The following is a 24,205-nucleotide window of genomic DNA, read 5'->3' on the forward strand; positions in this document are numbered from 1 at the left end:
GAAACGAACGGCTGCGAATGCTGGCACGCCTTCAGGCAAGGTCTGCCCATGCCTGCCATTTGCACTTGGCGGGACGCTGCTGTGCGGATTCCCCGAAGCGGCCTTCAGGGTCCAGACTCATTGCTTTTCAGAGCCGGAACATGACAGTTGCGGCGAGGGCTATGGGGAGAGGAGGACCTTTGGATATCTGTCGTGACGAGTGGCGACGCGGCGCCAATCCTTGGGTCTGCCGAACATGATCTTGATGCGGATGCGGCGTTTGTAGCGGCGCTTGTCGTGCTTGATGCGCTTGCGAAACCGCCGCGCCCTCATCGCTCCGGCCTTTCAGGTCTTTGCAATGCGGTTGCGCAAACGCTGTCATGGGCAACAGGACAAGCGCCGCCGCCGCTCCAAAACATGGCCTGATGGCCATGTGATTTTCCCTCAAAGGATTGCAGGCTTATCCGATCACGGGTTTGAGGCGCCCCGAACATGACGCGGGGGTCCCCGAAACCCTGAATGCCGCCCCGTGATCAGATGCCCTGTTTCAGCACATGCTTCATTACCTTGCCCGAGCCGGTGCGGGGCAGGCTTTCGATGATGCGGAACTGCTTGGGCACCTTGTAACGGGCGATCAGGCGCTGGCAATGCGTGGTCAGCTCTTCCGGCGTCGGGGCTCTGCCGGGCGCGGGCACGATGAAGGCGCAGCCGACCTCGCCCCAGCGCGCATCGGGGATGCCGATTACGGCGACTTCGCGCACGGCGGCATGTTCGACCAGCGCGGCCTCGACCTCGACCGGATAGACGTTCTCGCCGCCCGAGATGAACATGTCCTTCTTGCGATCCGCGATGCTGATGAAGCCGTCCGCGTCGCGGATGCCGATGTCGCCGGTGCGGATCCAGCCGTCGGGGGTAAAGGCGCGGTCGCGTTCCTCGGGACGGTTCCAGTAGCCGGGGATGACGTTCAGGCCGAAGATCAGGATCTCGCCCGCGGTGCCGTCGGGCACGTCGCGGCCCGCCTCGTCGACCAGCCGCACCGTGGTCAGCGGCCCCGGCAGGCCGACGGCGCCGGCCTTGTTACGGATCAGCTCCGGGTTCAGCGGCATGCCCAGCGTGGTGCCGGTCTCGGTCATGCCATAGCCGTCCACCATGCGCACGCCCTGATCCAGCCACCAGCGGATATGCGCGGGCGGGTTCGGCGCGCCGCCGGTGAACAGCGCCTTGAGCCGGGTCCAGCGGCCGGGGGCGAAGTTCGGTGCATGGCGCAGCGCCTCGGCCATCTGCGGCACGCAGAAGTAATGCGTCACCGCCAGATCGGCATCGGCCAGCCGGTCGTTGGTCCGCTCGGCGTCGAAACCGGGCGAGACCAGGATGCGCCCGCCGCGCAGCAGCGGTGGCCAGATCTGCGTGACGATGCCGATGACATGGAACATCGGGCTGTCGCAGAGGAACACGGCGCCGGTGTCCACCTCGCCCAGGACGTTGAAGTTCACCGCCGTCGCCAGCAGGAATTGCGAGGTCAGCATCGCCCCCTTGGGCGTCCCGGATGTGCCCGACGTGTACAGGATGATGCAGCAATCCAGCCCCGAATGCGGCGGGCAGCGCGGCGCGGGCTGTGCCGCGTCCAGGGCTGCGGCAAATTCCGCCATGGTCGTCGCGGCGCAGCCCGGCGGCAGGTCCGGAAGGTCCTGGTCGGCGACCAGCAGGCGCGGCGTGCAGTCCAGCATCAGCCGCGCCAGCTCTGGCAGCGACAGCCGCCGGTTCAGCGGCACGAAGATCGCGCCGATGCGCATCAGCGCCTGTTGCAGGATGACCTGCTGCACGCTGTTGCGGGCCAGCGCCGCCACCCGGTCGCCGCGGTCTATGCCGCGCGCGGCCAGCACCGCGACCGCCCGTTGGATGTCGCGATCAAGATCGTCATAGCTCCAGCGCCGCCCGGTCGCCAGATCGACGGCCGCCACCGCCTGCGGCCGCAGCCGCGCATGCAGCGCGACCGGGTCGGGCGAGATGAAATCGAGCATGATGTCCTCCTCCCTTTCCCGGCTTCAGCCCTGCCGGCTCTTGTCATAGGCGCCAAGGCCGGGCTTGTAGCTCTTTTCGTCGATGAACTGGCGGATGCCCTCCTTACGGCCCTCGTTGTCGTAGGAATTGGCCGCTTCCTGGGCGCGGACCAGGTAATCCTCGGCATCGTCATAGGTCATCAGACCGACGCGGCGCACGGCATCCTTGGTCGCCTTCAGAGCGACCGGGTTCTTCTCCAGAAGGATATTCGCGACCTGGATCACCCGCTCCTTGAGCTGGGCCAACGGCAAGGATTCGTTGACCAGCCCCCAGTCGGCGGCGGTCTTGCCGTTGATCGGCTCGCCCAGCATGGCGTGATACATCGCCTTGCGGAAGGGCAGCAGCTCCACCGCCACCTTGGTCGCGCCGCCGCCGGGCAGGATGCCCCAGTTAATTTCCGACAGGCCGAACTTCGCCTCGTCCGCGCAGAAGGCCAGGTCGCAGGCGAACAGCGGGCCATAGCCGCCGCCGAAGCACCAGCCGTTGACCATGGCGATGGTCGGCTTCTGATACCAGCGCAGCCGGCGCCACCAGCCATAGGATTCACGCTGCGCCTTGCGGGTGCCCTTCAGGCCCTGCGCCTCGGTCTCGCGGAAATATTCCTTGAGGTCCATGCCGGCGGTCCAGGCCGAGCCCTCACCGGTCAGCACCAGCACGCCGACGTCTTCGCGGAATTCCAGCTCGTCCAGCGCCTCCATCATGGCGCGGTTCAGGGTGGGCGACATGGCGTTGCGCTTGTCGGGGCGGTTGAAGCGCAGCCAGGCGATGCCATCCTTGATGTCATAGGCGACGGTGTCGTGATCATTTGCCATTGGGGGTCCTTTCGGGATGTGCGGTGCCGGCCCGCGCCGAAGGATTCGGCGCGGGCATCCGGCAGCATGGGGATCGAAGGTTTATAGCGGGTAATGGCCCGGCTGGGTCTCGATGGTGATCCAGCGCAGTTCGGTGAATTCGGCGATGCCGGCCTTGCCGCCGAAACGGCCATAGCCCGAGTCCTTGGTGCCGCCGAAGGGCATCTGCGCCTCGTCATGCACGGTCGGGCCGTTGATGTGGCAGATGCCGGACCTGATCTGCCGCGCGACCGTCATGGCGCGGGCGATGTCTTTCGAGAACACCGCCGCCGACAGGCCGTATTCGGTGGCATTGGCGATGCGGATGGCGTCATCTTCGTCCCGTGCGCGGAAGATCGCGACCATGGGGCCGAAGCTTTCCTCGGTGGCGATGCGCATCGTTTCGGTCACGCGGTCCACGACCTGCGCCGGCATCAGCACGCCCTCGGCGGCGCCGGCGGAATGGATCTCGGCGCCCTTTCCGCGTGCGTCCTCGATCAGCGCCGTGACCTTCTCGACGGTATGAGCATCGACCACGGCACCCAGCGGCGCGCTTCCGTCGCGCGGATCGCCGGCCTTCAGCGCGGCGGCGCGCTTGGTGAAGCGGGCGACGAAGTCATCGGCGATCTCGGGCGCCAGGATGATCCGCTCGGTCGACATGCAGATCTGGCCCTGGTTGAAGAAGGCGCCGAAGATCGCGGCCTTGACCGCCTCGTCCAGATCGGCGTCCTTCAGCACCAGGAACGGCGCCTTGCCGCCCAGCTCCAGCAGGCAAGGCTTCAGCTGCCGCGCCGCCCGTTCGGCGATGATCCGGCCGACCTTGGTCGAACCGGTGAAATTGATGCGCCGCACCGCCGGGTGATCGATCAGCGCGCCGACGATCTCGCCCGCGTCTTCGGGGGCGTTGGTGACCAGGCTGACCAGACCGGCTGGCAAGCCGCCCTCGTCCAGCGCCTCGACGATCAACCCGTGGGTGCGCGGGCAGATTTCCGAGGCCTTGAACACCACGGCATTGCCGCAGGCCAAGGGCGTCGCCAAGGCCCGCACGCCGAGGATCACCGGCGCGTTCCAGGGCGCGATGCCCAGGCAGACGCCGGCCGGCTCTCGGATCGCCATCGCCATGCAGCCGGGCTTGTCAGAGGGGATGACCTCGCCCGCGACCTGGGTGGTCAGGGCGGCGGCCTCGCGCAGCATGGACGAAGCGATCATGACATTGAACCGCGCCCAGGGCTCGGTCGCGCCGGTTTCGTCGGCCATGGCGGCAACGAAGGCGTCGCCCTTGGCGGCCAGCGCATCGGCAGCCTTCAACAGCGCCGCGCGCCGGGCATTGGGACCCAGCGCGGCCCAGGCCGGGAACGCGGCCGCTGCGGCATCGGCCGCGGCCACCGCATCGGCGACGCTGGCGGCCGGGGCCTCGCTGGCCACCGCGCCGGTGATCGGGTTCAGCCGGCGGAACGTGCGGCCGTCCGAGGCGACACGGTCGGCGCCCGCGATCTTCATGCTGACGAAACTCATGCTTTTCCTCCTCCAAGGCATGGCCGGCAGCGTGAACCGAATCGCACACCAAGCCAACTGCTATGTAACATAGCGATTGACTGTTATATTGCATAGCATTATTTTCAGTGCCATCGAAGACACCCCGGGGGAGGCAGGCATGTCCGGAGAATCCTTGAAGAAAGCGCAGGAAACCGGGGCCGAATCGCCCCTGCAGCTGCGCGATCTGATCGGCTATCACCTGAAGCGCGCCTCGTCCTGGGACCTGCACGGCGCCAATGCCGCGCTGGAGGCCGCAGGGCTGCGCACCGTGTCGATGAGCGTGCTGCTGACCATCACCGAATGGCCCGGCGTCAGCTCGGCCGAGATCTGCCGCATCCTGCGCATGCAGCGCGCCAATATCGTGTCGGTGCTGGCCGAACTGGAATCGCGCGGGCTGTTCCTGCGCGAGGCCGATCCCGACGACAACCGCATCCAGCGCCTGTTCCCGACCGCCAAAGGCCGGGAAGAGGCGCAGCGCATGTTGGGTCTGGTCGGCGCGCATGAGGACAGGATGCTGGCCGGTCTGACCCCGGCTGAACGCGCTGAATTGCGCCGCATGCTGGCCATCATCTGGAGAGAGGACGGCGAGGGCTAGGCCCCCGCCGCATCATTCGCGGGGAGAAGAGGCCCCGCCCAAGGGAGGAATCCATGCAGACCATCACTGACCACCGCCACGGCGGGGGGCGGGCGCTGACGCTTGCCTTTCTGGCTGCCGTCATCGAGGGCTTCGACCTGCAGGCCGCCGGAGTCGCCGTGCCGAAGCTGGCCCCCGCCTTCAGCCTGACGCCGCAACAGATCGGGCTGTTCTTTTCCTCGGCCACCTTCGGGCTGATCTTCGGCGCGCTGGCCGGCGGGCGCATCGCCGATGCCTGGGGTCGCCGCACCGGGCTGGCGATCGCGCTGGTGGCCTTTGGCGTCTTTTCCATCGCCACCGCCTATACCGCCAGTTTCGAGCAGCTGGTCGTCATGCGCTTCCTGACCGGCATCGGCTTGGGCGGGGCGCTGCCGAACCTGGTCAACATCGCCGCGGAATCGACCAATCCGGCCAATCGCGGCAAGGCGGTCTCGATCATGTATGCCGGCATTCCCCTGGGCGGCGCCATCGCCAGCGGCGTGTCGATGCTGGGCCTGCATGGCGGCGACTGGCATACGATCTTCCTGGTGGGCGGCATCCTGCCGCTGATCCTGGTGCCCTTCGTGCAATTCATGCTGCCGCCGCTGGCGGTGGTGAAGGCCGAGGTGAAATCCGCCACCGGCGCGCTGTCGCAGGTCTTCGCGCCGGGCACGCTGGCCACCACGGCGGCGCTGTGGCTGTCCTTCTTCCTGGGTCTGCTGGTCGTCTATCTGCTGCTGAACTGGATGCCGCAGCTTCTGGTGTCGCGCGGGCTTGAGCGTTCGGAAGCCTCGACGGTGCAGATACTGTTCAACATCGGCGGCGTCCTGGGCAGCCTGATCGGCGGCCGCATGCTGGACCGCGCCCGGCCTGTCGGCCCGGTGGCCCTGTGCTTTGCCGCCGCGGCCGCGGCCCTGCTGATGCTGGCGATGCTGCCCGCGAACCTGGCGCTGATGCTGATCGGCGGCGCGCTGGTCGGGGGCGCGATCCTCTGCGTGCAGGCCATCCTCTACGGCATCGCGCCGCAATGCTACCCGTTCGAGATCCGCGGCACCGGCGTCGGCACCGCGGTCGCCGTCGGCCGGCTGGGCTCTATCGCCGGGCCGCTGCTGGCGGGTGCGCTGGTTGCGGCGGGCTTCACGCCCTCGGACGTGATGGTGGCGCTGGTGCCGATCACGCTGGTCGCCGGCCTGACCACGGTGGTGCTGCTGATGCGCCGCCGGGCCGCCGCACAACCTGCCTGAGCCGGAGCTTGCCATGATCGACCTGGCGGCCGTGCGGGCCATCGATTTTCACACCCATGCCGAGGAGCCCTGCGGCTGCCATGCCGATGACGGCTATGACGATCTGCAATCGGCCATGGCGCGCTATTTCCGCGCGCCATGGCAGCACCCGCCGACCATTGACGAAACGGCGGCGCATTATCGCGCCCAGCGGATTGCGGCGGTGATCTTTCCCGTCGATGCCGAGCGCGAGACCGGCTATCGCCGCTATGCCAACGAGGAGGTGGCCGAGGCCTGCGCCCGCCACGCCGACATCCTGATCCCCTTCGCCTCCATCGACCCGGCCCGCGGCCGCATGGGCGCGCGCGAGGCACGGCGGCTGATCGCCGACCACGGCATTCGCGGCTTCAAGTTCCATCCGACCATGCAGGGATTCTATCCCAACGACCGCATGGCCTGGCCGCTCTATGAGGCGATCGCCGAATCCGGCCTGCCGGCCCTGTTCCACACCGGCCAGACCGGCGTCGGCGCGGGCATGCGCGGCGGAAACGGCATGCGGCTGAAATATTCGAATCCGATCCATCTCGATGATGTGGCGGCGGATTTCCCCGACATGCCCATCGTCATGGCGCATCCCTCCTTCCCCTGGCAGGAGGAGGCGCTGGCCGTCGCCACGCACAAGCCCAATGTCTGGATCGACCTGTCCGGCTGGCGGCCCAGATATTTTCCGCCGATCCTGATTCGATACGCTGATTCCTTGCTGAAGGATCGCGTCCTGTTCGGATCGGACTGGCCGATGATTGCGCCCGAGGGCTGGCTTGCAGAGTTCGAAGCCTTGCCGATCAAGCCCGAAAACCGCCCGAAAATCCTCAAGGACAATGCCGCCCGCCTGCTGGGCCTGGAGCAAGCCGGATGACCCCCTTTGCCGCCCCTGTCGATGACATCCTCTTTTCGCTGGAACACGTCGCCGAGGCTGGGCGCCTGCCTGGCTGGGACGAGGATCTCGTGCGCGAGATCGTGACTCAGTTCGCCCGCTTTGCCGAAGCCGAGGTTGCGCCCGCCGACGAGGCCGCCGACTTGCAGGGCTGTCGGATCGAGGACGGCCGGGTCAGGATGCCCGCCGGGCTGGTCGCCGCCTATCGCGGCTTTGCCGATCAGGGCTGGCCCGCGCTGACCCTGCCCGAAGCGGCAGGCGGGCAGGGGATGCCCGCCCCTGTCGCGGGTGCCGTGACTGAAATTCTGGCCGGAGCCTCGCACGCGTTCCAGATGATCACCGGGCTGGTAGCGGGCGCGGCGCGCACCATCACCCGGTTCGGGACCGACGATCAGAAGGCCCTGTGGCTGCCGCGCCTCGCGTCCGGCGATTGGCTGGCGACCATGGCGCTGACGGAGGCCGGGGCCGGCTCGGACCTCTCGGGCATCCGTTGCCGCGCGTATCGCGACGGCGAGGGCTGGCGGATCGAAGGCGAAAAGATCTTTATCTCGGGTGGCGATCACGACCTGACGCCCCGCATCCTGCATCTGGTCCTGGCCCGCACCGGCGATGCCGCAAGCGGGGTCAAAGGGCTTAGCCTGTTTCTGGTCCCCTCTCACGATGACGACGGCAAGCCCCTGCCGGTATCCGTTACCCGGATCGAGGAAAAGCTGGGCCTGCACGGCTCTCCGACTTGCCAGATGCTGTTCGACAACGTCCCTGCCGAACTGCTGGCGGCTGAAGGCGACGGGTTGACGGCCATGTTCACGATGATGAACCATGCGCGGCTGGACGTGGCCTTGCAGGGCGTGGCCCATGCCGCCCGCGCCAGTCACATCGCGCGTGCCTATGCCGCGACGCGCCGCCAGGGCCGGGTCGGAGGCGCGCCCGCGATGCTGGAGGCGCATCCCGATGTACAACGCATGCTGGACGATGCCGACGCACTCGCCATCGGCGGACGGGCGCTGACCTATCGCGCCCTGGTGGAGCTGGAATTGAGCGAGCGCCCGGGCCTGGTTGATATTCTGACCCCGGTCTGCAAGTTCGCCTGCACCGAAGCGGGCGTCGCTGCTGCCAATCTCGCCATTCAGGTGATGGGCGGCTACGGCTACTTGCGCGAATACCGCGTCGAGCAGGCACTGCGCGACGCTCGGATCACCACGATCTATGAAGGCGCGAACGGCATTCACGCCTTGGCTCTGGCAACGCGGCTGCTCAAGCAGGCGGACGGGGCGGCGGCAAGAGCCTTCGCCGAGTTCCTGGACCCCCTGCCCGAAACCCGCGCGATCTGGGAGACCGCGTGCAAGCGGATGCAGGCGGCTCCGGACCCGGCCGGTGCAGCGCATGCCTTCATGCTGCTGACGATCGAGGCCGCCATGGCGGCAGTCTGGCAGAGGTTGAACGAGGTTGCGGAACTGGCCCCCAATCCCGCGCGGCTTACGCATCTGTGTGCTCGGCAAACGGCGCTCCACCCAATCCGTTTGCGCCATCAGGCAGATCTGGTTGCACTGGCGCTGGCAGGGATGCCACAGCAGGGCAGCGCCCAGCGTTGAACATGAAGCCGCTTACTTGGCTGATCCTGCCGCCTGCGACGGTGCTGATCCGCGCCTCGGTCGATGCCTATCTGGTCTCGCTGGCGCTGCGGCGGGGGATCTGCCTGGCCTCGGACAGCCTGTGGTTCATCTCGCGCGGGGTGGTGCTGGACGAGGTCGAGCGCGGCTTGCTGGTCGAGTTCCCGACCGGAGCAAGGTTCCTGTCCGGCGCGGTCGGCATGACCCGCCGGCAGGCCGCCGCGACGCCGGGCCTTGCCACGCTGGAACAGGTGGCGCGCCAGATCGCCGGCCGGGCGGCGGGCGGCTGGGCACGACCATCCTGCACGGCGTCGAGGATGTGCGCATCCTCGACCTCGACGGGCCGCAGGCGGCGGTGGAATACACGCAGGACGGCCGGCGCCACCGCCTGAGCTGCGCCTATGTCGCGGGCTGCGACGGCTTTCACGGCGTCTCACGCAAGACCATCCCCGAGGATCGGCGCCGCGAATTCGAGCGGGTCTATCCCTTCGGCTGGCTGGGCATCCTGTCGCGCACGCCGCCGGTCGCCGACGAGCTGATCTATGCCAATTCGCCGCATGGCTTCGCGCTGGCCTCGATGCGCAACCACAATCTCGTGCGCTATTACGTGCAGGTGCCGCTGAGCGACCGGGTCGAGGACTGGCCCGACGACCGCTTCTGGGCCGCGTTCCGCCGCCGCATCCCCGCCCAGGCCGCGGCAGGGCTGGTCACCGGCCCCTCGATCGAGAAAGCCGGGCGCAGGCCACGGTTCGCGCCATCATCGAGGCGACCGCTCAGGTTCTGGTGCATGCCGGGTTCGAGCGGATGACCACCGCGATGGTGGCGGAGCGGGCAGGGGTCAGCGTCGGCTCGCTCTACCAGTATTATCCGAACAAGCAGGCGCTGGCGGCGGCGGTGGTCGATCATTACGGCGAGATCTTTGCTGCGCGTTTCGCCCGGGCGATTGCGGCAGGACCAGGCGATACGCTGGTCGAGACGGTCGACGCGCTTGTCGCGACCGCTTTCGAGAGCCACCCGCACGATCCACGGCTCCACAAGGTGCTGATCGAGATCGCGCCACGCGTCGGTCGTGGCGATCACAGGAAGGCGCTCAGCGCCCGGATCGCGGCACTGATCGAGGAAAAGTTGCGGCGCCATGCGGGCGAACTGGCCGCCGATCTCGACCCGGCAGAGGCGGCGGTGATGCTTGAGGCCCTGCTGGAAACCGCCGCGCACCGTGCGCTCGAGCAGCATCCTGCCAGCCTGTCGACAGCGAGATTTGCAGGCGAGTGTCGGAGGATGGTCCTGGCCTACCTCACATGCCCGGCGGGGCGCTCCTGAGGAAGCTTTCATGGTGGCCCTCGGCGAAGGAAGGCAAGGTGGCGCTGACGCCGGCGCAGCTGTCGATGCTCCTGGAAGGGATCGACTGGCGCGCGCCGGAGCGGACCTGGAGGCCCTTGGCGGCAGGCTAATCCAAGGGGCATGCAATCGCAGGATTCCCACAAGGAATCCCGTGAGATAGACTTCTCCCATGCTCGATCACACCCTGACCTTGCCGGACGACCCCGAGGAGCTTCGCAGCTTCACCGCGCGGCTTCTGGCCGAGGTGAAGGCGCAGGCGATCCTGATCGAGAAGCTGCGCCACCAGTTGGCCGGGCACCGGGCGCAGCGGTTCGGAGCCTCGTCGGAGACGGCCGAGCAGCTGCAACTGGCGCTCGAGACCAGCGAGATCGCCGCTGCCGCGATGACGGCGCGGATGAAGCTGCCGGACATCGAGGAGAAGGACCGCCCCAAGCGCCGGCCGATCCCGGATCACATCCCGCGGATGGAAGTGGAACTGACCCCGGGCGCCGAGGCCTGCGCCGATTGCGGCGGGCGGCTGCGCCGGATCGGCGAGGATGTGACCGAAGAGCTGGAGTATGTGCCGGGACGCTTCATCGTGAACCGGATCGTGCGGCCCCGGCTGACCTGCGCCTGCTGCGAACGGTTCGTCCAGGCCCCGCTGCCGACGCGCCCCATCGAGCGCGGCCGTCCCGGGCCTGGCCTGCTGGCCCATGTCCTGGCCAGTAAATATGCCGACCATCTTCCCCTCTATCGCCAGAGCCAGATCTTCGAGCGCGAAGGTATCGACCTCGACCGCTCTACTCTGGCGGACTGGGTCGGCAAGACCACCGCCCTGCTGGAACCGCTGTCCGAGGCCATCGGGCGCCATGTCCTGTCGGCCGAAGCGATCTTCGTGGATGACACGCCCGTTCAGATGCTGGCGCCGGGCACCGGCAAGACCCAGACCGCGCGGCTCTGGACCTATGCCCGTGACGAGCGCCCCTGGGGCGGGGATGCTCCACCAGCGGCATGGTATCGGTTCTCCGGCGACCGGAAGGGCCAGCACCCCAAGGATCACCTCGCCCGGTTCCGCGGCTGGATGCATGCCGATGGCTATGCCGGGTTCGAGGACCTCTATCGCTCCGGAGCCATCCGCGAAGTTGCCTGCATGGCTCATGTCCGGCGCAAGTTCGTCGACATCCACCGGTCGCAGGCGTCCCCCATCGCCGAAGAGGCCATCGCCCGGATCGCCCAGCTCTACGCCGTCGAGAAGGAGGCCCGAGGCTCGCCGCCTGACCCTCGCGCGCAACTCCGCCGCGCCCATGCCGCCCCGGTCTTCGACGATCTCGAGGTCTGGCTGGCCATGCAGCTCACCACGATCTCGGGTAAATCCCCACTCGCGGCCGCCATCCGCTATGCGCTAACTCGCATGGAGCGCCTGCCCCCTACCTTGATCACGGCATCCTCGAGCTCGACAACAACGCCGCCGAACGCGCAATGCGCGCCATAGCCCTCGGGCGGAAGAACTACCTCTTCTTCGGATCAGAAGCGGGCGGCAAGACAGCTGCCATCGCCTACACGCTGATCGAAACCGCCAAGCTCAACGCAATCGATCCCCACGCCTGGCTCGCCGACACCATCGCCCGCATCCCAGACTACAGGATCACCAAGGTCGACGACCTGCTGCCCTGGCGATGGAACGGGTAGCGGTCAGGCCGGACGGTTACGATTGATCTGACCCTCGGTCTGCCCGTTCGACCAGGACTCCCGCAACGCGGCTGCGATGGCGGCGTAATCCCTCCTAAGGCCGCGGGCGAAGGAAGTGATCATGCTGTCTTCGGCCTCGTCAATCCAGTCACGCGACATCCTCGCAACGCGCCACGAGCCATTCCCGCAATGCGCCTTGCCCGGTGGTTTCGGGGCTGGCGTGCAAGCGGGTCAGCCAGTAATCGCCCGCCGCAAGCTCGGCCTCGAACGGCCGGGCCAACCGTCCGGCCTGGATCCAGGGCGAAAACAGCGCCACCGGCACCAGCCCCACCCCATGGGACCGGGCGGCCATTTCAGCGATGGCCAGCGAGCTGTCGAAGACCGGGCCGCGCAGCTGCGGCGCCGGCAGTCCCTGGCTGGCGAACCACCGCTCCCATTCATTCGCGCGATAGGATCGCAGCAGGGGCACCGACAGAAGGTCCTCGACCCTGCGCAGGCGCCCGGCCAGGTCGGGGCCGCATACCGCCATCATCGCGCCGCCCATCAGCCTGGTCGCCGCCACGCCGTGCCAGCTGCCGTCGCCGAACCGCACCGCCAGATCCAGCCCTTCGCCGGCCAGGTCGACGCGGTTGTTGTTCGTGTGGATGCGCAGGTCCAGAAAGGGGTGGAGCCGCTGGAAATCCGCAAGGCGCGGGATCAGCCATTCCGTGGCGAAGCTGCTGACGACGCCCAGGTTGATCGTCTCGTGATAGTGCCCGGCGGAAAAGCGGTCCAGCGTCCCGGACATCTCGTCGAAGATCCGGGTCAGGACCGGGGCCAGCATGATCCCCTCTTCGGTCAGCACCAGCCCGCGCGGGACGCGGCGGAACAGCGTGACCCCCAGGCGCTCTTCCAGCCCGCGGATCTGGTGGCTCAGCGCCGCCTGCGTCACGCAAAGCTCGATGGCGGCGCGGGTCAGGTTCAGATGGCGCGAGGCCACCTCGAAGGCGCGCAGGGCATTCAGGGGAAGTTGCGGGCGATCCATGCCGCCGAAATTAGATTATCTCATGGCAGAAGTGAAATATCATCGTTTGTGTCCTGTTGCCGTTTCGCCTTAACTCGGCGCATGGCGGCCGCAGCCGGGCCGCCCCGATATGAGCAGAGCAGAAACATGAATATGAATTATGGATGCGCGGGCCTTGGCCTGATCGCAGCGGGCCTTGCCATGCCGGCCTCGGCGATGAGCGAGGCCGAGTTCCAGCAGATGGCGGCCGGGATCTTCGCCCCCGTCATCGCCGAGCATGACATTCCCGGCCTTGCCGTAGGCATCACCTGGCGGGGGCAGGACTATGTCTATACCGCCGGCATGGCCGACCGCGCGGCCGCCGTGCCCGTCACGGCCGAGACGCTGTTCGAACTGGGTTCGATCAGCAAGACCTTCAACGTGACGCTGGCCGCGCTGGCCGCGCAAGAGAGACGCCTGTCGCTGGCCGATCCGGTTGCGGCGCATCTGCCGGAGTTGAAAGGCAGCGCGATCGGCTCGGTCTCGCTGATGGACCTCGCCACCCATCAGACCGGCGGCCTGCCTCTGCAGGTGCCGGATGAGGCCGGCGACGACGGCACGCTGATGCGCTGGCTTCAGGACTGGCAGCCGGTGCCGGGCCAGGGCGAGCGGTCCTATTCGAATGTCAGCATTGGCCTTCTGGGACGGATCGCCGCCCGGGCCTTCGGCGAACCCTATGCCGAGGCGCTGCGCGCCCATCTCCTGCAGCCGCTGAGGCTGGACAGCACCCATGTCGATGTGCCGGAGGCAGAGATGCGGCGCTATGCCTGGGGCTATTCGCGCCGGGACGACAGCGCCATCCGGGTCAATCCCGGGATGCTCGACGACGAGGCCTATGGTCTGAAGTCGGACCTGCAGGACATGCTGCGCTTCCTGCGGATCAACCTGGGCGACGCGGACGTCCCGCTTAAGCTGCGCGAGGCTGTGGCGCAGGCGCATGCGGGCCGGACGGGAACACAGCATTTCCAACAGGCGATGATCTGGGAACGCTATCCCTGGCCGGTTTCCCGCGATCAGCTGCTGGCCGGGAATGCGGCCGAGATGGTGATGGAAAGCCAGCCCGCGACCCGGTTGGACCAGCCCGATCTGTCCGATCAGGCAGTGCTGTTCAGCAAGACCGGATCGACCAACGGCTTCGGGGGCTATGTCGCCTTCATCCCGGACGAGGACCTGGGCCTGGTCATCCTGGCCAATCGCAACATTCCCAATCCCGCCCGCGTGGATGCCGGACTGGCCCTGATCGAGGCCGTTCTGGAGACAGGACAGCGAACCCAGCCTTGATGTATTCTTGGTTTTTGCCGGCCTTCGGACCGTATCGAAAGGCATGTAAGTCGGAGCATGCAACCTCAAGGTCGAGCTTGGGGCGTTGCCATGAAGGCTGAAGAGCGACGTTTGCCTTCGGCCGCCTGATGCTGGTCGCTGCATTGAGGGCCTTCGGGGTGACCGTAAGCTTTGGGCCGACTCTGCTTGAGGACAGACCAAAGCTGACGGATGATGAGAGTGTCAGATTTTCTGTGTATAGCCGATCCGTTCCATGCTTTACGGAAAGGAAGCATGCATGTCGATCTCGAAGGAATTCTGGCTCTCGGTGATGAACGAGCTGAAGAACCGCGGGCTCCAGGACATCCTGATCGCGGTCGTGGACGGGCTGAAGGGAGGCGATCACCGCTGCCTTTCCGGAGGCCATGGTCCAGACCTGCCCTCGCCAGGGGCTCTCGGACCAATGGCGTTCCCATGGCTCGATGCATCTGGTTCGCCACAGCCTGAACTTCTGCTCATGGAAGGACCGCGAGGCGGTGGCGGCCGACCTGCGCCGGATCTACGGGGCCACGACCGCCGACATGGCCGCCGCCGAGCTCGATGCTTTCGAGGGGAAAATGGGCCGCGAAATACGCCTCCATTGCCCCGGCCTGGCGGCGGTCGTGGCAGGAGGTGATCCCGTTCCTCGCCTTCGATCCGGCAATCCGAAAGGTGATTTATACGACCAACGCCATCGAGAGCCTGAACCGCGTGATCCGGAAATCGATCAAGACACGCGGCTCGTTCCCGACCGATGATGCCGCCACCAGGCTGATCTACCTGGCGGTCCGCAGCTTCAGAAAGATGGCCGCAACGTCCGGAATGGTTTGCCCCCCGCAACCAGTTCGCCATAATGTTCGGCGAGCGCTTCGCCGCTTGAGTATCTGAAACCCCATGGGACGGGCCAGATACACAGAATTCAGGATACTCCCCGGATGATAGGCGCCGCGGCACCAAACGCGGGAATGCAGCGTTGGAGAGCTTTCCATACCCGGTTCAGACCCGATCACTCGCTCTTGGCACAATCCGGCTGCGTCCTCGCGATCTGCCCCCGATATCGGGCCTCTCCAGCCTCATGTCGCAGCCTTGAGGTTTACCCGTTCCTCGAGCTTTGCCGCGGCTTCCTTGCGCTCGCTGTATCGGTCGGTCAGGAAGGCCGACAGGTCGCGGGTCGCCAGGGTGAACTTCACCAGTTCCTCCATAACGTCGACGATGCGGTCGTAATAGCTCGACGGCCGCATGCGGCCGGCCTCGTCGAACTCCTGATACGCCCTGGCGACCGAGGACTGGTTGGGGATCGTCAGCATCCGCATCCAGCGGCCCAGCACCCGCATCTGGTTCACCGCATTGAAGCTCTGCGAGCCGCCCGAGACCTGCATCACCGCCAGCGTGCGGCCCTGCGTCGGACGGATCGCCCCCATCGACAAGGGGATCCAGTCGATCTGTGATTTCATCACCCCGGTCATCGCGCCGTGGCGTTCCGGGCTGGTCCAGACCTGGCCCTCGGACCACAGGCACAGATCGCGCAGCTCCTGCACCTTGGGATGCGACGGGTCGGCATCCTCGGGCAGCGGCAGGCCATTGGCGTGGAACACCCGCGTCTCGCAACCGAAATGCCGCAGCAGGCGCTCGGCCTCCAGCGTGGCGAAGCGGCTGTAGGAGCGTTCCCGCAGCGAGCCATAGAGCAGCAGGATGCGCGGCGGATGGGTTGCGCGCGGAACCGGGGGCAGGTCCGGCTGGTGGACCGCACCGGGCGACAGGTTCGGCAAGTCGGGGATCATGCGCGGGCCTCTTGCGGGGTTGCTGCGGGGAACCAGCGGCGGCCCAGCCACAGGGCGGCGTTGACCAGAAGGATCAGAACCGGCACCTCGACCAGCGGGCCGATGACCGCGGCGAAGGCCACGGGCGAGGCCAGCCCATAGGCGGCGATGGCGACGGCGATGGCCAGCTCGAAGTTGTTGCCGGCGGCGGTGAAGGCGATGGCGGTGCTGCGCGGATAGTCCCGGGCGATCAGGCGGCCCATGGCGAAGCTGACGACGAACTGGATGGCGAAATACAGCACCAGCGGGATAGCGATCCTGATCGTGTCGAGCGGCAGGCGCAGCACGTCGCCGCCCTTCAGGCTGAACATCGCCACGATGGTGAAAAGCAGCGCGGCCAGCGTGATCGGGCCGATCCTCGGCAGGAATACGTTCTGATACCAAGCGTCGCCCTTGCGCGCGATCAGCACATGCCGGGTCAGGAACCCGGCGGCGAAGGGGATGCCCAGGTAGATCAGCACCGCCTCGGTCACCGTCCGGAAACCCACCTCGATCACGCTGCCTTCCAGCCCGAACAGGGGTGGAAGCACGGTCAGGAACAGCCAGGCATAGGTCGAGAAGAACAGGATCTGGAAGATCGAGTTGAACGCTACCAGCCCGGCGACATATTGCCCGTCGCCGCGCGCCAGCTGGTTCCAGACCAGCACCATGGCGATGCAGCGCGCCAGGCCGATCAGGATCAGCCCGGTCATGTATTCCGGCTGGTCGCGCAGGAAGATCACCGCCAGCGCAAACATCAGCACCGGCCCGATCAGCCAGTTCTGCACCAGCGACAGCATCAGCACGCGCTTGTCGGCAAAGACCCGGGGCAGGTCCTCGTAGCGGACCTTGGCCAGCGGCGGATACATCATCAGGATCAGGCCGATGGCGATGGGGATATTGGTCGAGCCCACCGCCATGGCGTTCAGCGCATCCGGCAGGCCGGAGAACAGCGTGCCCAGCAGGATGCCGATCGCCATGGCCGCGAAGATCCACAAGGTCAGGTAGCGGTCGAGAAAGGAAAGCCGGCGGGCCGGGCGGTCGGGGGTCATCACCTATTCCTTTCAGGCCGGGCGGATGCGGTTGCCCTGGGCATCCACGACCTGCTCGCCGTCTTCCTTGCTGAAAGCCGCTTGCTGCGGTGGCAGCAAATCCAGCACCTGCTCCGAAGGCCGGCAAAGCCGCACCCCCCTGGGGCTGACCACGGTGGGGCGGTTGATCAGCACCGGATGCGCCAGCATCGCGTCGATCAGCGCGGCGTCGGTCAGCGCCGGGTCGTCCAGGCCAAGCTCGGCATAGGGCGTGCCTTTCTGGCGCAGCAGATCGCGCGGGGCGATGCCCATGCGGGCGATCAGCTGTTCCAACATCGCGCGCGAGGGCGGTGTCTTGAGGTATTCCACCACATGCGGCTCGATCCCGGCATTGCGGATCATGGCCAGCACGTTGCGCGAGGTGCCGCAGTCCGGGTTGTGATAGATCACGACGTCCATGCCGTCCGCCGCCCCGGTCGCGCCTTCGGAGCGTCCGATCTCGTGCAGCCTGGAGACGAGGCTGGCGCGGTCCAGGGTGCCGATCGGCAGGGCGGCAAAGGCCTGGATGCGCGCCTTCATGTAGCGCAGCGTCTCGACGAAGGCCATGTCGCGCTGCAATTCGCTGCCGGTCGCGGCTGCCGGGTCTGGAAGGCCCCAATGCGCCGTCATCGGCTGGCCCGGCCAATAGGGACAGGCCTCGCCCGCCGCGTCGTCGCAAACGGTGAAGACGAAATCCATCACCGGCGCGTCGGGCCCGGCGAATTCGTCCCAGCTTTTCGAGCGCAGCCCTTCGGTCGGGTAATGGTAGTTCTGCAGGATCTTCAGGGTCCGCGGATGCACCTCTCCCTTCGGCTGGCTGCCGGCCGAGAAGGCCAGGAACCGCGCGCCGCCCTCCTTGCGCAGCACGCTTTCGGCGATGATCGAGCGGGCGGAGTTGCCGGTGCAGAGAAACAGCACGTTGAAGACACGAGGCGAGGCGTCAGCCATGCAGGGCATCCTTGCCGGGTTCACAGGAACAGGACAGCGCGGCCGCGACCGGCGCGCAGATCTCGGGGTGGCCGTCGCAGCAATCGCGCATCAGGAATGCGATCAGCCCGGCCAGCGTCGCAAAGACGGCGCTGTAGATGATGAAGCGCCCCTCGCGCCGGGACCGGATCAGCCCGGCATGTTCGAGATGTGCCAGGTGAAACGACAGCCGCGAGGTGCTGGCGCCGCCCAGAGCCTCGCCGATGGCCCCGGCCGCCATGCCCTCTGGCCCGGCCTTGACCAACAGCCGGACGATGCGCAGCCGGGTTTCCTGCGACAGCGCCGCGAAGCCGGCAAGGGCGCGTTGCTCTTCCATCGAATCAACCTCTCAAGATATGTTGATATATAATGCGTCGGGATTGATCAACGCAAGTTGAAATGACGGGGTGATATCCTGCGCCGCTGCGAACGGCTGCAACCGTCGTGGTGACGAGATGCGGGGTCGCAGTCACTGCCCTTGCTCGGACTTGGCTTGCCCGCTTCCGGAGGAGGGGCATCGTAAAACGGCCGTCCGGATGCGGCAGTGCCGCATTGCAGCGCGGTTCGGATGCCCCCGCCTCCTCTCGCCGAGGCGGGATGATGCCGGCGGAACGAGGTCAGCGCATCAGGAGGACGGGCACCTTGCAGGATCGGATCATGGCGGTCGTGGTGGAGCCGATGATCAGGCTGCGGATGCGCGAATGGCCGTAACCCCCATGACCAGCATGTCGAAGGCCGCCTCATCCACCAGCTTGCCAAGCGCGGTTTCCGGCGGCCCCGGCAGAATCGCGGTCTCGGCCATGATCCCTGCCGCGTTCCTCCAGCAAGGCAATGCGGGCGCCAAGCGCGATGGCGCCGGACAGGTCCGGCCTCGCTGGTGCCTCGCGGCGGCCCAGCACATGGATCAACTCGATCGGCGCGCCGGTGCGGCCCGACAGCCAGGCGGCGTGGTCGCAGACGCTGGCCGAATAGGCCGAGCATCGACAAGCGCGACGATCTTCTGCGGTTCTTCGCTCATGCTTTCCTCCCTCAATGCGCCATCAGCCTGTCCATCGCGCCGGGCTTGTCATGGATGGCAAGCCTGTCGACGATGGTTTCCGATGCTTCGTTCATGCCGACGATCTCGACCTCGGCCCCGTCGCGGCGGAACTTCAGCACCGCCATGTCCAGCGCCTGCACCGAGGAAATGTCCCAGATATGGGCGCGGCTGACGTCGATGATCACCTTCTCGACCGCCTCGTTGAAGTCGAAAGCCGCCATGAAATCCTCGACCGAGCCATAGAACAGCTGCCCCTCGATCACATAGCTGCGCAGCCGGCCATCGGGGGTGACATGGGTCGTGACCTTGAACAGCTGCGCGATCTTGGCGGCAAAGAAGATACCCGAGAGCAGCACGCCAGCCAGCACCCCGAGGGCGAGGTTGTGGGTCCAGACCACCGCCGCCACGGTCGCCAGCATCACCACCGAGGAGGACCGCGGATGGGTCCGCAGGTTCTTCAGCGAAGACCAGGAAAAGGTGCCGCCCGACACCATGACCATGATCGCCACCAGCGCGGGCATCGGGATCTGCGCCACCCATTCCCCCAGAAACACCACCAGGATCAGCAGCACGAAACCGGCGGTAAAGGTCGAAAGCCGCCCGCGTCCGCCGGATTTCACGTTGATCATGCTCTGCCCGATCATGGCGCAGCCGGCCATGCCGCCGATGAAGCCGGTGGCGGCATTGGCGATTCCCTGGCCGATGCATTCCTGGTTGCGGTCCGATTTCGTGTCGGTCAGTTCATCGACCAGGTTCTGCGTCATCAGGCTTTCAAGCAGGCCCACCACGGCGATGGCCAGCGAATAAGGCAGGACGATCAGCAGCGTCTGCCCCGTCAGCGGGATTTGCGGAATCATGAAGACCGGCAGCGTATCGGGCAGCGCGCCCATGTCGCCCACGGTGCGCACGTCCCAGCCGAAGGCCATCGACAGCGCCGTCAGCACGACGATGGCGACCAGCGGCGAAGGGATCGCCCTGGTCAGCAGCGGAAACAGGTAGATGATGGCCAGTCCGGCCGCGACCAGAACATAGGTCAGCCAGCTGACCCTGGACGGGTCCAGTTCCGGCAGTTGCGCCAGGAAGATCAGGATCGCCAGCGCGTTGACGAAGCCGGTCATCACCGATTTCGACACATAGCGCATGACGAAACCCAGGCGCAGCAGCCCGGCGCCGATCTGGATCAGCCCGGCCAGCACGGTGGCGGCCAGGAGGTATTGCAGCCCGTGGTCGCGCACCAGCGTGACCATCAGCACCGCCGTTGCAGCCGTGGCAGCCGAGATCATGCCCGGCCGCCCGCCGGTGAAGGCGACCAGCACCGCGATGGAGAAGCTGGCGTAAAGCCCGACCTTCGGGTCCACGCCGGCGATGATGGAAAAGGCGATGGCTTCGGGGATCAGCGCCAGCGCCACGACCAGCCCGGCCAGCAGGTCGCCGCGGATATTGCCGAACCATTGGGTCCGGTAGGCATCAAGTGAAATCATGTCATCCGTTCCTGACCGATCAGGGCCCGGAATGGGGCCGCATGTCGAGTTTTCGATCTTGGGGTGTAGGTTCGGGTTGTCCGGCGGATCGGCGGCCGGAAGAGCCAGCCGGGAGTTGCACCCGGCTCCATGCGTTTCGGTTGGCTGTTATGCGCAAACATGTCGCATTGGCAACCCGGAACAGCAGAACCGGAGCGGACGCCAGCGATCCTGTCGGCATTTCAACCCTGTCTCCGCCGCTGCTTTGGCGAAGACGCTTTCCCCACGCCCCGCCTGGGCGGTCGTCGCGGAAAATGTCGATCCGCAACGGAGCAGGTAGAAATGTTCGGTTTGGGTCGGGATGTGATTTCTGCCCGCCCGTCCGCAGCCCATGCTGCAGCGCGGAATGCATGGCTGGTTTGCCGGTATCACGGCTACTTCCCGTCAGCTGCCCAGCCTATATCCGCCTTGTCCGAAACATGCCCGCCGGATGGGCAAGAGGAAAAAGGTGCCGAGATGTCCGCTGTCGAGATGAGCCATAGCCGTGCTGCTGCCGGTGGCCTGGGCCAGGTTTTTGTCCGCGTGACCGCGATGGCCGCCGCCTGGAACGACGCCCGCATCACCCGCCGCGAACTGCACCGGCTGACGGATCGGGAACTGACCGATATCGGCCTGACCCGCGGCGATATCGAGCGCGTCGCCCGCGGCCTCTGAGGCCATCCAATCGATGAACGGACCCCGCGGCTATGCCTCGGGGTTTTTTCATGCGCGGGTGATGGAAAACCGAGGTTTGGCATGCTCGGAATCCCGGTCATGCGATAAACGCTCGCCATCATGTCCAAGGCCGGGCGATCGGGGAAACGGAGGAGATGGCGGTCGATCTGCGGCATCGCCCTGAGCCGATCGCCGCGCGCTGTCGCATTCGGAGATCCTCCGGGATGTCATGGCGCAGACGGTGTCCGGCGCTGCATCGCACACCTGACGGCAAGGGCGTTTCCGGCTATGATCCGGCGATGGACCAGATGCCGGTGAACTACCGCCCCATCGAGGCCGACGGCTTGACCGGTGCCGAAGACGGTATGGCACCCTAGGCCGTCAAGGACAGGAGGACAGCATGCTTGAGGCTCCACGCATCTACCCGACCTTCCGCTTCCGCAACGCGGCGGCGATGATCGACTGGCTGGAAAAGGCCTTCGGCTTCACCATCCATGCGAAATACATGGAGGACGGCAAGGTCGCCCATGCCGAACTGGCCTTCGGCTCGTCCATGATCATGTGCGGCGACGACAAGGCGGACGCCTATGGCGAGATGGTGGGCCCGCCCTCGGCGCAGGGCGGCAAGTCGCTCTATATCGCCGTGGATGACGCTGACGCGATGTTCGCCCGCGCCCAGGCCGCCGGCGCGGCGATCGAGGAAGGGCTGACCGACCGCGACTATGGCAGCCGCGAATTCATCTGCCGCGACCCGGAAGGCAACCTGTGGTGCTTCGGCACCTGGTGGCCGAAGGTGACCGACAAGACCTGAGCATCATGGCACCGCGGATTTCGAACCGGATCGCCTGTTTCGTGGACGCCCTGCCGCTGGCACCGGGCCACCGGGTGCTGGAGATCGGCTGCGGCCCGGGCGTGGCGGCCCGCGAGGTTTCCCGACGTGTGGGCAACGGCTTTATCCTGGCCATCGACCGCTCGGTCAGGGCGATCGAAAGCGCGGTTGCCGGATCGAAGGCGGAAATCGCCACCGGCCGCCTGCGGTTCCTGCGAGCGGCGATCGAGGATTTCGAGCTGCCGCCGGGTGAAGAGCCTTTCGACATCGCCTTCGCGATACGTGTCGGGGCGCTGGACGGTCGTCACCCGGATATCGAGCAACGCGCCCTTGAACGATTGCGGGCGGTATTGAAACCGACGGGGCGGCTGTTCATCGAGACGGGGCATCCGCTTCGGGAGATCGGGCTGCGAGGGCGGTGACGATTCGGCTTGTGCAACCGGAAACGCGTTTCGCGTTCCGGTGCATGGCGGGGGGCAGGGGGGCGCCCCTCGGGCAGGTTGTCGCAGCGTCACCGCGCTCCCTTGCATGCCAAAGCCCCTGTACCTAGCTCGGCTTGTGACCGACCGGCGGCGAAAACAGAACAAGGGGCATGCGGACGATGCGTTTCCTGCTGACCTTCCATTGCGTGGCGACCGGCCAGTGGCGCTGCCTCGATACCGCGCTGCTTCCCGACCTCCGGTCGGGCCGCGCCGAGGATCTGCCCGCGGCCCTGCGCGGTGAGCCGGATCTGGTCATGCGCTGGCTGCTCGGGCGCTACGAGATTGCCGATATGTTAATCCCTGAGACGATAGATCCGATGGCGCAGGGTGGCCTGGTCACAATCTATGCCCTCGGTGCCAACCGATCCGTCATCGGCTTCGAGAACGCGTATAACGGCGCCTGGCTCGAGATGTTCCTGCTTGAGAACCAGCCGCTCGGCCATATCGCCATCCGCAAGGTTTTTTCGTCGTCCGGGGCGATGGCCAAGCTGGAGGAACGGGCGGCGCGGCCCCTGCATCCCTCCGACGCGGCCTGCCGCCTGACGGTGAGCCGGATCATCGAGCACCGGCAGATCTTGGGAAAGCAATACAAGACCGATGCTGGGCGGACAGCGGCTTTCGTGGAGAAGGTCTAAACCAGGGTCGGCGGATTGTTCGAGTGATCTTTGGCGAGACCGCCCGAGGACGTCGGCAGGCCGCGGGGCTATGAGGATTTCCTCGACATCATCCGCGACCCGGCGCACGAGGAGCATCGCTCCACGCTGCGATGGGCAGGCGGGCATTTCCATCCGGAATGGTTCGATCTCGATCTGATCAACAAGGATCTGCGCAATGCCTTTCGTGCGAACGCGCGGCGCCGGCTGCATCAGCCGAAGCCGAAGGCGCCGAAGGGTTGGCTCCCGTTGCGACCCATCGTCAGCCTGTGCGAAGCTGGCCCATCCGTTCAACCCTTGCCCCGACAGACCCATGACCGAGATCGCACCGCAACCCAGGATCAAGCTGTCGAAGCTGCGCGATATCGGCTGGACGCTCTGGGATCCCATCGGCTTGCTGGACCCGGAAAGCCGGCCGGGCAGGTGGGACGACGAAGTCAACCTGTCCTTTGCGGACGAATACGACAGCTATCTGATCGCGGCTGCCTCGCAACTGCGCCGGGGAACGCCCCGCGACGAGGTCGTCGCCTTCCTGGTCGAGATGGAAACCCGACACATGGGAATGGCCGATAGTCCGAGCGCCAGACCAAGGGCGGAAGCGGTCGTGGATGCGATCCTCGCCGACGAGACTATCTGGACCTGGCCCGACGCGCAGGGACGGTTCGGTGAGGGATGATGCGCATCGCCGGAACCCGGGAGGCAGGATGACCAGGCACAGGATCTTCACCACCAGCTTTGCCAGCGTCCATCCGCATTACGTGGCCAAGGCAGAGAAGAAGGGCCGGACTAGGGTTGAGGTCGATGAGATCATCTGCTGGCTGACTGGCTATAGCCCGAGCAACTGGCGGCCCGGCTGGAAGACCGGACGGATTTCAAGACATTCTCGTCGAGGCTCCGCGCATGAATCTGGCGCGTTCCCTGATCAAGGGCACCGCGCTCGACCACTCGCGAGGCCCCCCTTCCGACTCCCCGACTTCTTCAGCAGCTTGCGCCAAAACAAGAACAGATATTCTTGTATCTGCCCATCGCCATGGGCTAGCTAAGAGCCAAGGGAGTA

Annotated in this window: 23 protein-coding genes, 7 pseudogenes and 1 other annotated feature; of the genes and pseudogenes, 19 read left to right on the forward strand and 11 right to left on the reverse strand. The window is 66.4% G+C overall.

What is annotated here, in order from left to right; all coding sequences use genetic code 11:
• Nucleotides 1-127: 127 nt before the first annotated feature.
• From LOS78_RS01210 to LOS78_RS01225, 4 genes and pseudogenes are all read right to left on the reverse strand, one after another.
• Nucleotides 128-291 (reverse strand): annotated as a pseudogene (locus LOS78_RS01210) (IS5/IS1182 family transposase); the annotation flags it as partial.
• Between the two features lie 221 nt (nt 292-512).
• Complete coding sequence (locus LOS78_RS01215; RefSeq protein ID WP_230376516.1) at nt 513-2,000, reverse strand: AMP-binding protein; 1,488 nt, start codon at nt 1,998-2,000, stop codon at nt 513-515.
• Nucleotides 2,001-2,024: 24 nt separating this feature from the next.
• Nucleotides 2,025-2,852 carry a p-hydroxycinnamoyl CoA hydratase/lyase gene (locus LOS78_RS01220; RefSeq protein WP_230376517.1) on the reverse strand — a complete coding sequence of 276 codons (828 nt, stop codon included), beginning with the start codon at nt 2,850-2,852 and terminating at the stop codon, nt 2,025-2,027.
• Between the two features lie 81 nt (nt 2,853-2,933).
• Nucleotides 2,934-4,385, reverse strand: a complete 1,452-nt coding sequence (locus tag LOS78_RS01225) for an aldehyde dehydrogenase (protein WP_230376518.1) — start codon at nt 4,383-4,385, stop codon at nt 2,934-2,936.
• Nucleotides 4,386-4,524: 139 nt separating this feature from the next.
• Between LOS78_RS01225 and LOS78_RS01230 the strand changes: the two genes are divergently transcribed.
• The 9 genes and pseudogenes from LOS78_RS01230 to LOS78_RS01270 all read left to right on the forward strand — a co-directional run bounded on the left by LOS78_RS01230 (nt 4,525) and on the right by LOS78_RS01270 (nt 11,795).
• Complete coding sequence (locus LOS78_RS01230; RefSeq protein ID WP_230376519.1) at nt 4,525-5,001, forward strand: MarR family winged helix-turn-helix transcriptional regulator; 477 nt, start codon at nt 4,525-4,527, stop codon at nt 4,999-5,001.
• Between the two features lie 53 nt (nt 5,002-5,054).
• Nucleotides 5,055-6,263, forward strand: coding sequence for a 3-(3-hydroxy-phenyl)propionate transporter MhpT (mhpT, locus tag LOS78_RS01235; RefSeq protein ID WP_230376521.1), 1,209 nt, complete (start codon nt 5,055-5,057; stop codon nt 6,261-6,263).
• Between the two features lie 13 nt (nt 6,264-6,276).
• Nucleotides 6,277-7,158 carry an amidohydrolase family protein gene (locus tag LOS78_RS01240; protein ID WP_305802562.1) on the forward strand — a complete coding sequence of 294 codons (882 nt, stop codon included), beginning with the start codon at nt 6,277-6,279 and terminating at the stop codon, nt 7,156-7,158.
• Nucleotides 7,155-8,768, forward strand: a complete 1,614-nt coding sequence (locus tag LOS78_RS01245) for an acyl-CoA dehydrogenase family protein (RefSeq protein ID WP_230376522.1) — start codon at nt 7,155-7,157, stop codon at nt 8,766-8,768. Before LOS78_RS01240 ends, LOS78_RS01245 begins: the two co-directional genes overlap by 4 nt.
• A 2-nt stretch (nt 8,769-8,770) precedes the next feature.
• On the forward strand, nt 8,771-9,178 hold the full coding sequence (locus LOS78_RS01250) for a hypothetical protein (RefSeq protein ID WP_230376984.1): 408 nt from the start codon (nt 8,771-8,773) through the stop codon (nt 9,176-9,178).
• Nucleotides 9,073-9,519 (forward strand): annotated as a pseudogene (locus LOS78_RS01255) (FAD-dependent monooxygenase); the annotation flags it as partial. The gene LOS78_RS01250 and the pseudogene LOS78_RS01255, both read left to right, overlap by 106 nt.
• 71 nt (nt 9,520-9,590) lie before the next feature.
• Nucleotides 9,591-10,106 carry a TetR/AcrR family transcriptional regulator gene (locus LOS78_RS01260; RefSeq protein WP_230376524.1) on the forward strand — a complete coding sequence of 172 codons (516 nt, stop codon included), beginning with the start codon at nt 9,591-9,593 and terminating at the stop codon, nt 10,104-10,106.
• A gap of 14 nt (nt 10,107-10,120) precedes the next feature.
• Nucleotides 10,121-10,237, forward strand: a pseudogene (locus LOS78_RS01265) (IS66 family insertion sequence element accessory protein TnpB); the annotation flags it as partial.
• Between the two features lie 59 nt (nt 10,238-10,296).
• Nucleotides 10,297-11,795, forward strand: a pseudogene (locus tag LOS78_RS01270) (IS66 family transposase).
• A 148-nt stretch (nt 11,796-11,943) separates the two neighbouring features.
• On the opposite strand, the gene LOS78_RS01275 reads toward LOS78_RS01270, so the two are convergent.
• On the reverse strand, nt 11,944-12,819 hold the full coding sequence (locus LOS78_RS01275; RefSeq protein WP_230376525.1) for a LysR family transcriptional regulator: 876 nt from the start codon (nt 12,817-12,819) through the stop codon (nt 11,944-11,946).
• 126 nt (nt 12,820-12,945) lie between these two features.
• Between LOS78_RS01275 and ampC the strand changes: the two genes are divergently transcribed.
• Nucleotides 12,946-14,118: a class C beta-lactamase gene (gene ampC, locus LOS78_RS01280; protein ID WP_230376526.1), complete on the forward strand. Its 1,173-nt coding sequence runs from the start codon at nt 12,946-12,948 to the stop codon at nt 14,116-14,118.
• Nucleotides 14,119-14,410: 292 nt separating this feature from the next.
• A pseudogene (locus LOS78_RS01285) lies at nt 14,411-15,016 on the forward strand (transposase); the annotation flags it as partial.
• Between the two features lie 193 nt (nt 15,017-15,209).
• Here LOS78_RS01285 and arsH read toward each other — a convergent pair.
• From arsH to LOS78_RS01315, 6 genes and pseudogenes are all read right to left on the reverse strand, one after another.
• The gene (gene arsH / locus LOS78_RS01290; protein WP_011749401.1) at nt 15,210-15,917 is read right to left on the reverse strand and encodes an arsenical resistance protein ArsH; all 708 of its coding nucleotides are present in this window, start codon (nt 15,915-15,917) and stop codon (nt 15,210-15,212) included.
• Complete coding sequence (gene arsB, locus LOS78_RS01295) at nt 15,914-16,987, reverse strand: ACR3 family arsenite efflux transporter (RefSeq protein WP_011749402.1); 1,074 nt, start codon at nt 16,985-16,987, stop codon at nt 15,914-15,916. The genes arsH and arsB overlap by 4 nt, the downstream gene beginning before the upstream one ends.
• A 12-nt stretch (nt 16,988-16,999) precedes the next feature.
• Nucleotides 17,000-17,425, reverse strand: coding sequence for an arsenate reductase (glutaredoxin) (gene arsC / locus LOS78_RS01300; protein WP_230376949.1), 426 nt, complete (start codon nt 17,423-17,425; stop codon nt 17,000-17,002).
• A gap of 30 nt (nt 17,426-17,455) precedes the next feature.
• A pseudogene (locus tag LOS78_RS01305) lies at nt 17,456-17,953 on the reverse strand (arsenate reductase ArsC); the annotation flags it as partial.
• On the reverse strand, nt 17,946-18,308 hold the full coding sequence (locus LOS78_RS01310) for a helix-turn-helix transcriptional regulator (protein WP_024844636.1): 363 nt from the start codon (nt 18,306-18,308) through the stop codon (nt 17,946-17,948). The pseudogene LOS78_RS01305 and the gene LOS78_RS01310, both read right to left, overlap by 8 nt.
• Nucleotides 18,309-19,000: 692 nt before the next feature.
• A complete protein-coding gene (locus tag LOS78_RS01315; RefSeq protein ID WP_230376527.1) occupies nt 19,001-20,491 on the reverse strand; it encodes a SulP family inorganic anion transporter in 1,491 nt (496 codons plus the stop codon).
• A gap of 74 nt (nt 20,492-20,565) precedes the next feature.
• Nucleotides 20,566-20,623, reverse strand: a sequence feature (sul1 is cis-regulatory element that is thought to sense ions involved in sulfur or methionine metabolism; They are found in Alphaproteobacteria).
• Nucleotides 20,624-20,986: 363 nt separating this feature from the next.
• On the opposite strand from LOS78_RS01315, the gene LOS78_RS01320 reads away from it, so the two are divergent.
• The 8 genes and pseudogenes from LOS78_RS01320 to LOS78_RS01355 all read left to right on the forward strand — a co-directional run bounded on the left by LOS78_RS01320 (nt 20,987) and on the right by LOS78_RS01355 (nt 24,191).
• On the forward strand, nt 20,987-21,184 hold the full coding sequence (locus LOS78_RS01320) for a DUF1127 domain-containing protein (RefSeq protein ID WP_230376529.1): 198 nt from the start codon (nt 20,987-20,989) through the stop codon (nt 21,182-21,184).
• Nucleotides 21,185-21,339: 155 nt separating this feature from the next.
• Nucleotides 21,340-21,561, forward strand: coding sequence for a hypothetical protein (locus tag LOS78_RS01325; RefSeq protein WP_230376530.1), 222 nt, complete (start codon nt 21,340-21,342; stop codon nt 21,559-21,561).
• 23 nt (nt 21,562-21,584) lie between these two features.
• Complete coding sequence (locus LOS78_RS01330; RefSeq protein ID WP_230376532.1) at nt 21,585-21,995, forward strand: VOC family protein; 411 nt, start codon at nt 21,585-21,587, stop codon at nt 21,993-21,995.
• Entirely contained in the window at nt 21,953-22,435 is a 483-nt protein-coding gene (locus LOS78_RS01335; RefSeq protein WP_230376534.1) for a class I SAM-dependent methyltransferase, read from the forward strand. The genes LOS78_RS01330 and LOS78_RS01335 overlap by 43 nt, the downstream gene beginning before the upstream one ends.
• A gap of 179 nt (nt 22,436-22,614) precedes the next feature.
• A complete protein-coding gene (locus LOS78_RS01340; RefSeq protein ID WP_230376536.1) occupies nt 22,615-23,130 on the forward strand; it encodes a hypothetical protein in 516 nt (171 codons plus the stop codon).
• 30 nt (nt 23,131-23,160) lie between these two features.
• Nucleotides 23,161-23,244 (forward strand): annotated as a pseudogene (locus tag LOS78_RS01345) (plasmid pRiA4b ORF-3 family protein); the annotation flags it as partial.
• A 217-nt stretch (nt 23,245-23,461) separates the two neighbouring features.
• Entirely contained in the window at nt 23,462-23,824 is a 363-nt protein-coding gene (locus LOS78_RS01350) for a hypothetical protein (protein ID WP_230376537.1), read from the forward strand.
• A gap of 28 nt (nt 23,825-23,852) precedes the next feature.
• Nucleotides 23,853-24,191 (forward strand): DUF2200 family protein, encoded by a 339-nt coding sequence (locus LOS78_RS01355; RefSeq protein ID WP_230376539.1) that lies wholly within the window; start codon nt 23,853-23,855, stop codon nt 24,189-24,191.
• The last annotated feature ends 14 nt before the right edge of the window (nt 24,192-24,205 follow it).

The organism is Paracoccus sp. MA (assembly GCF_020990385.1).
Classification (GTDB): Bacteria; Pseudomonadota; Alphaproteobacteria; order Rhodobacterales; family Rhodobacteraceae; genus Paracoccus.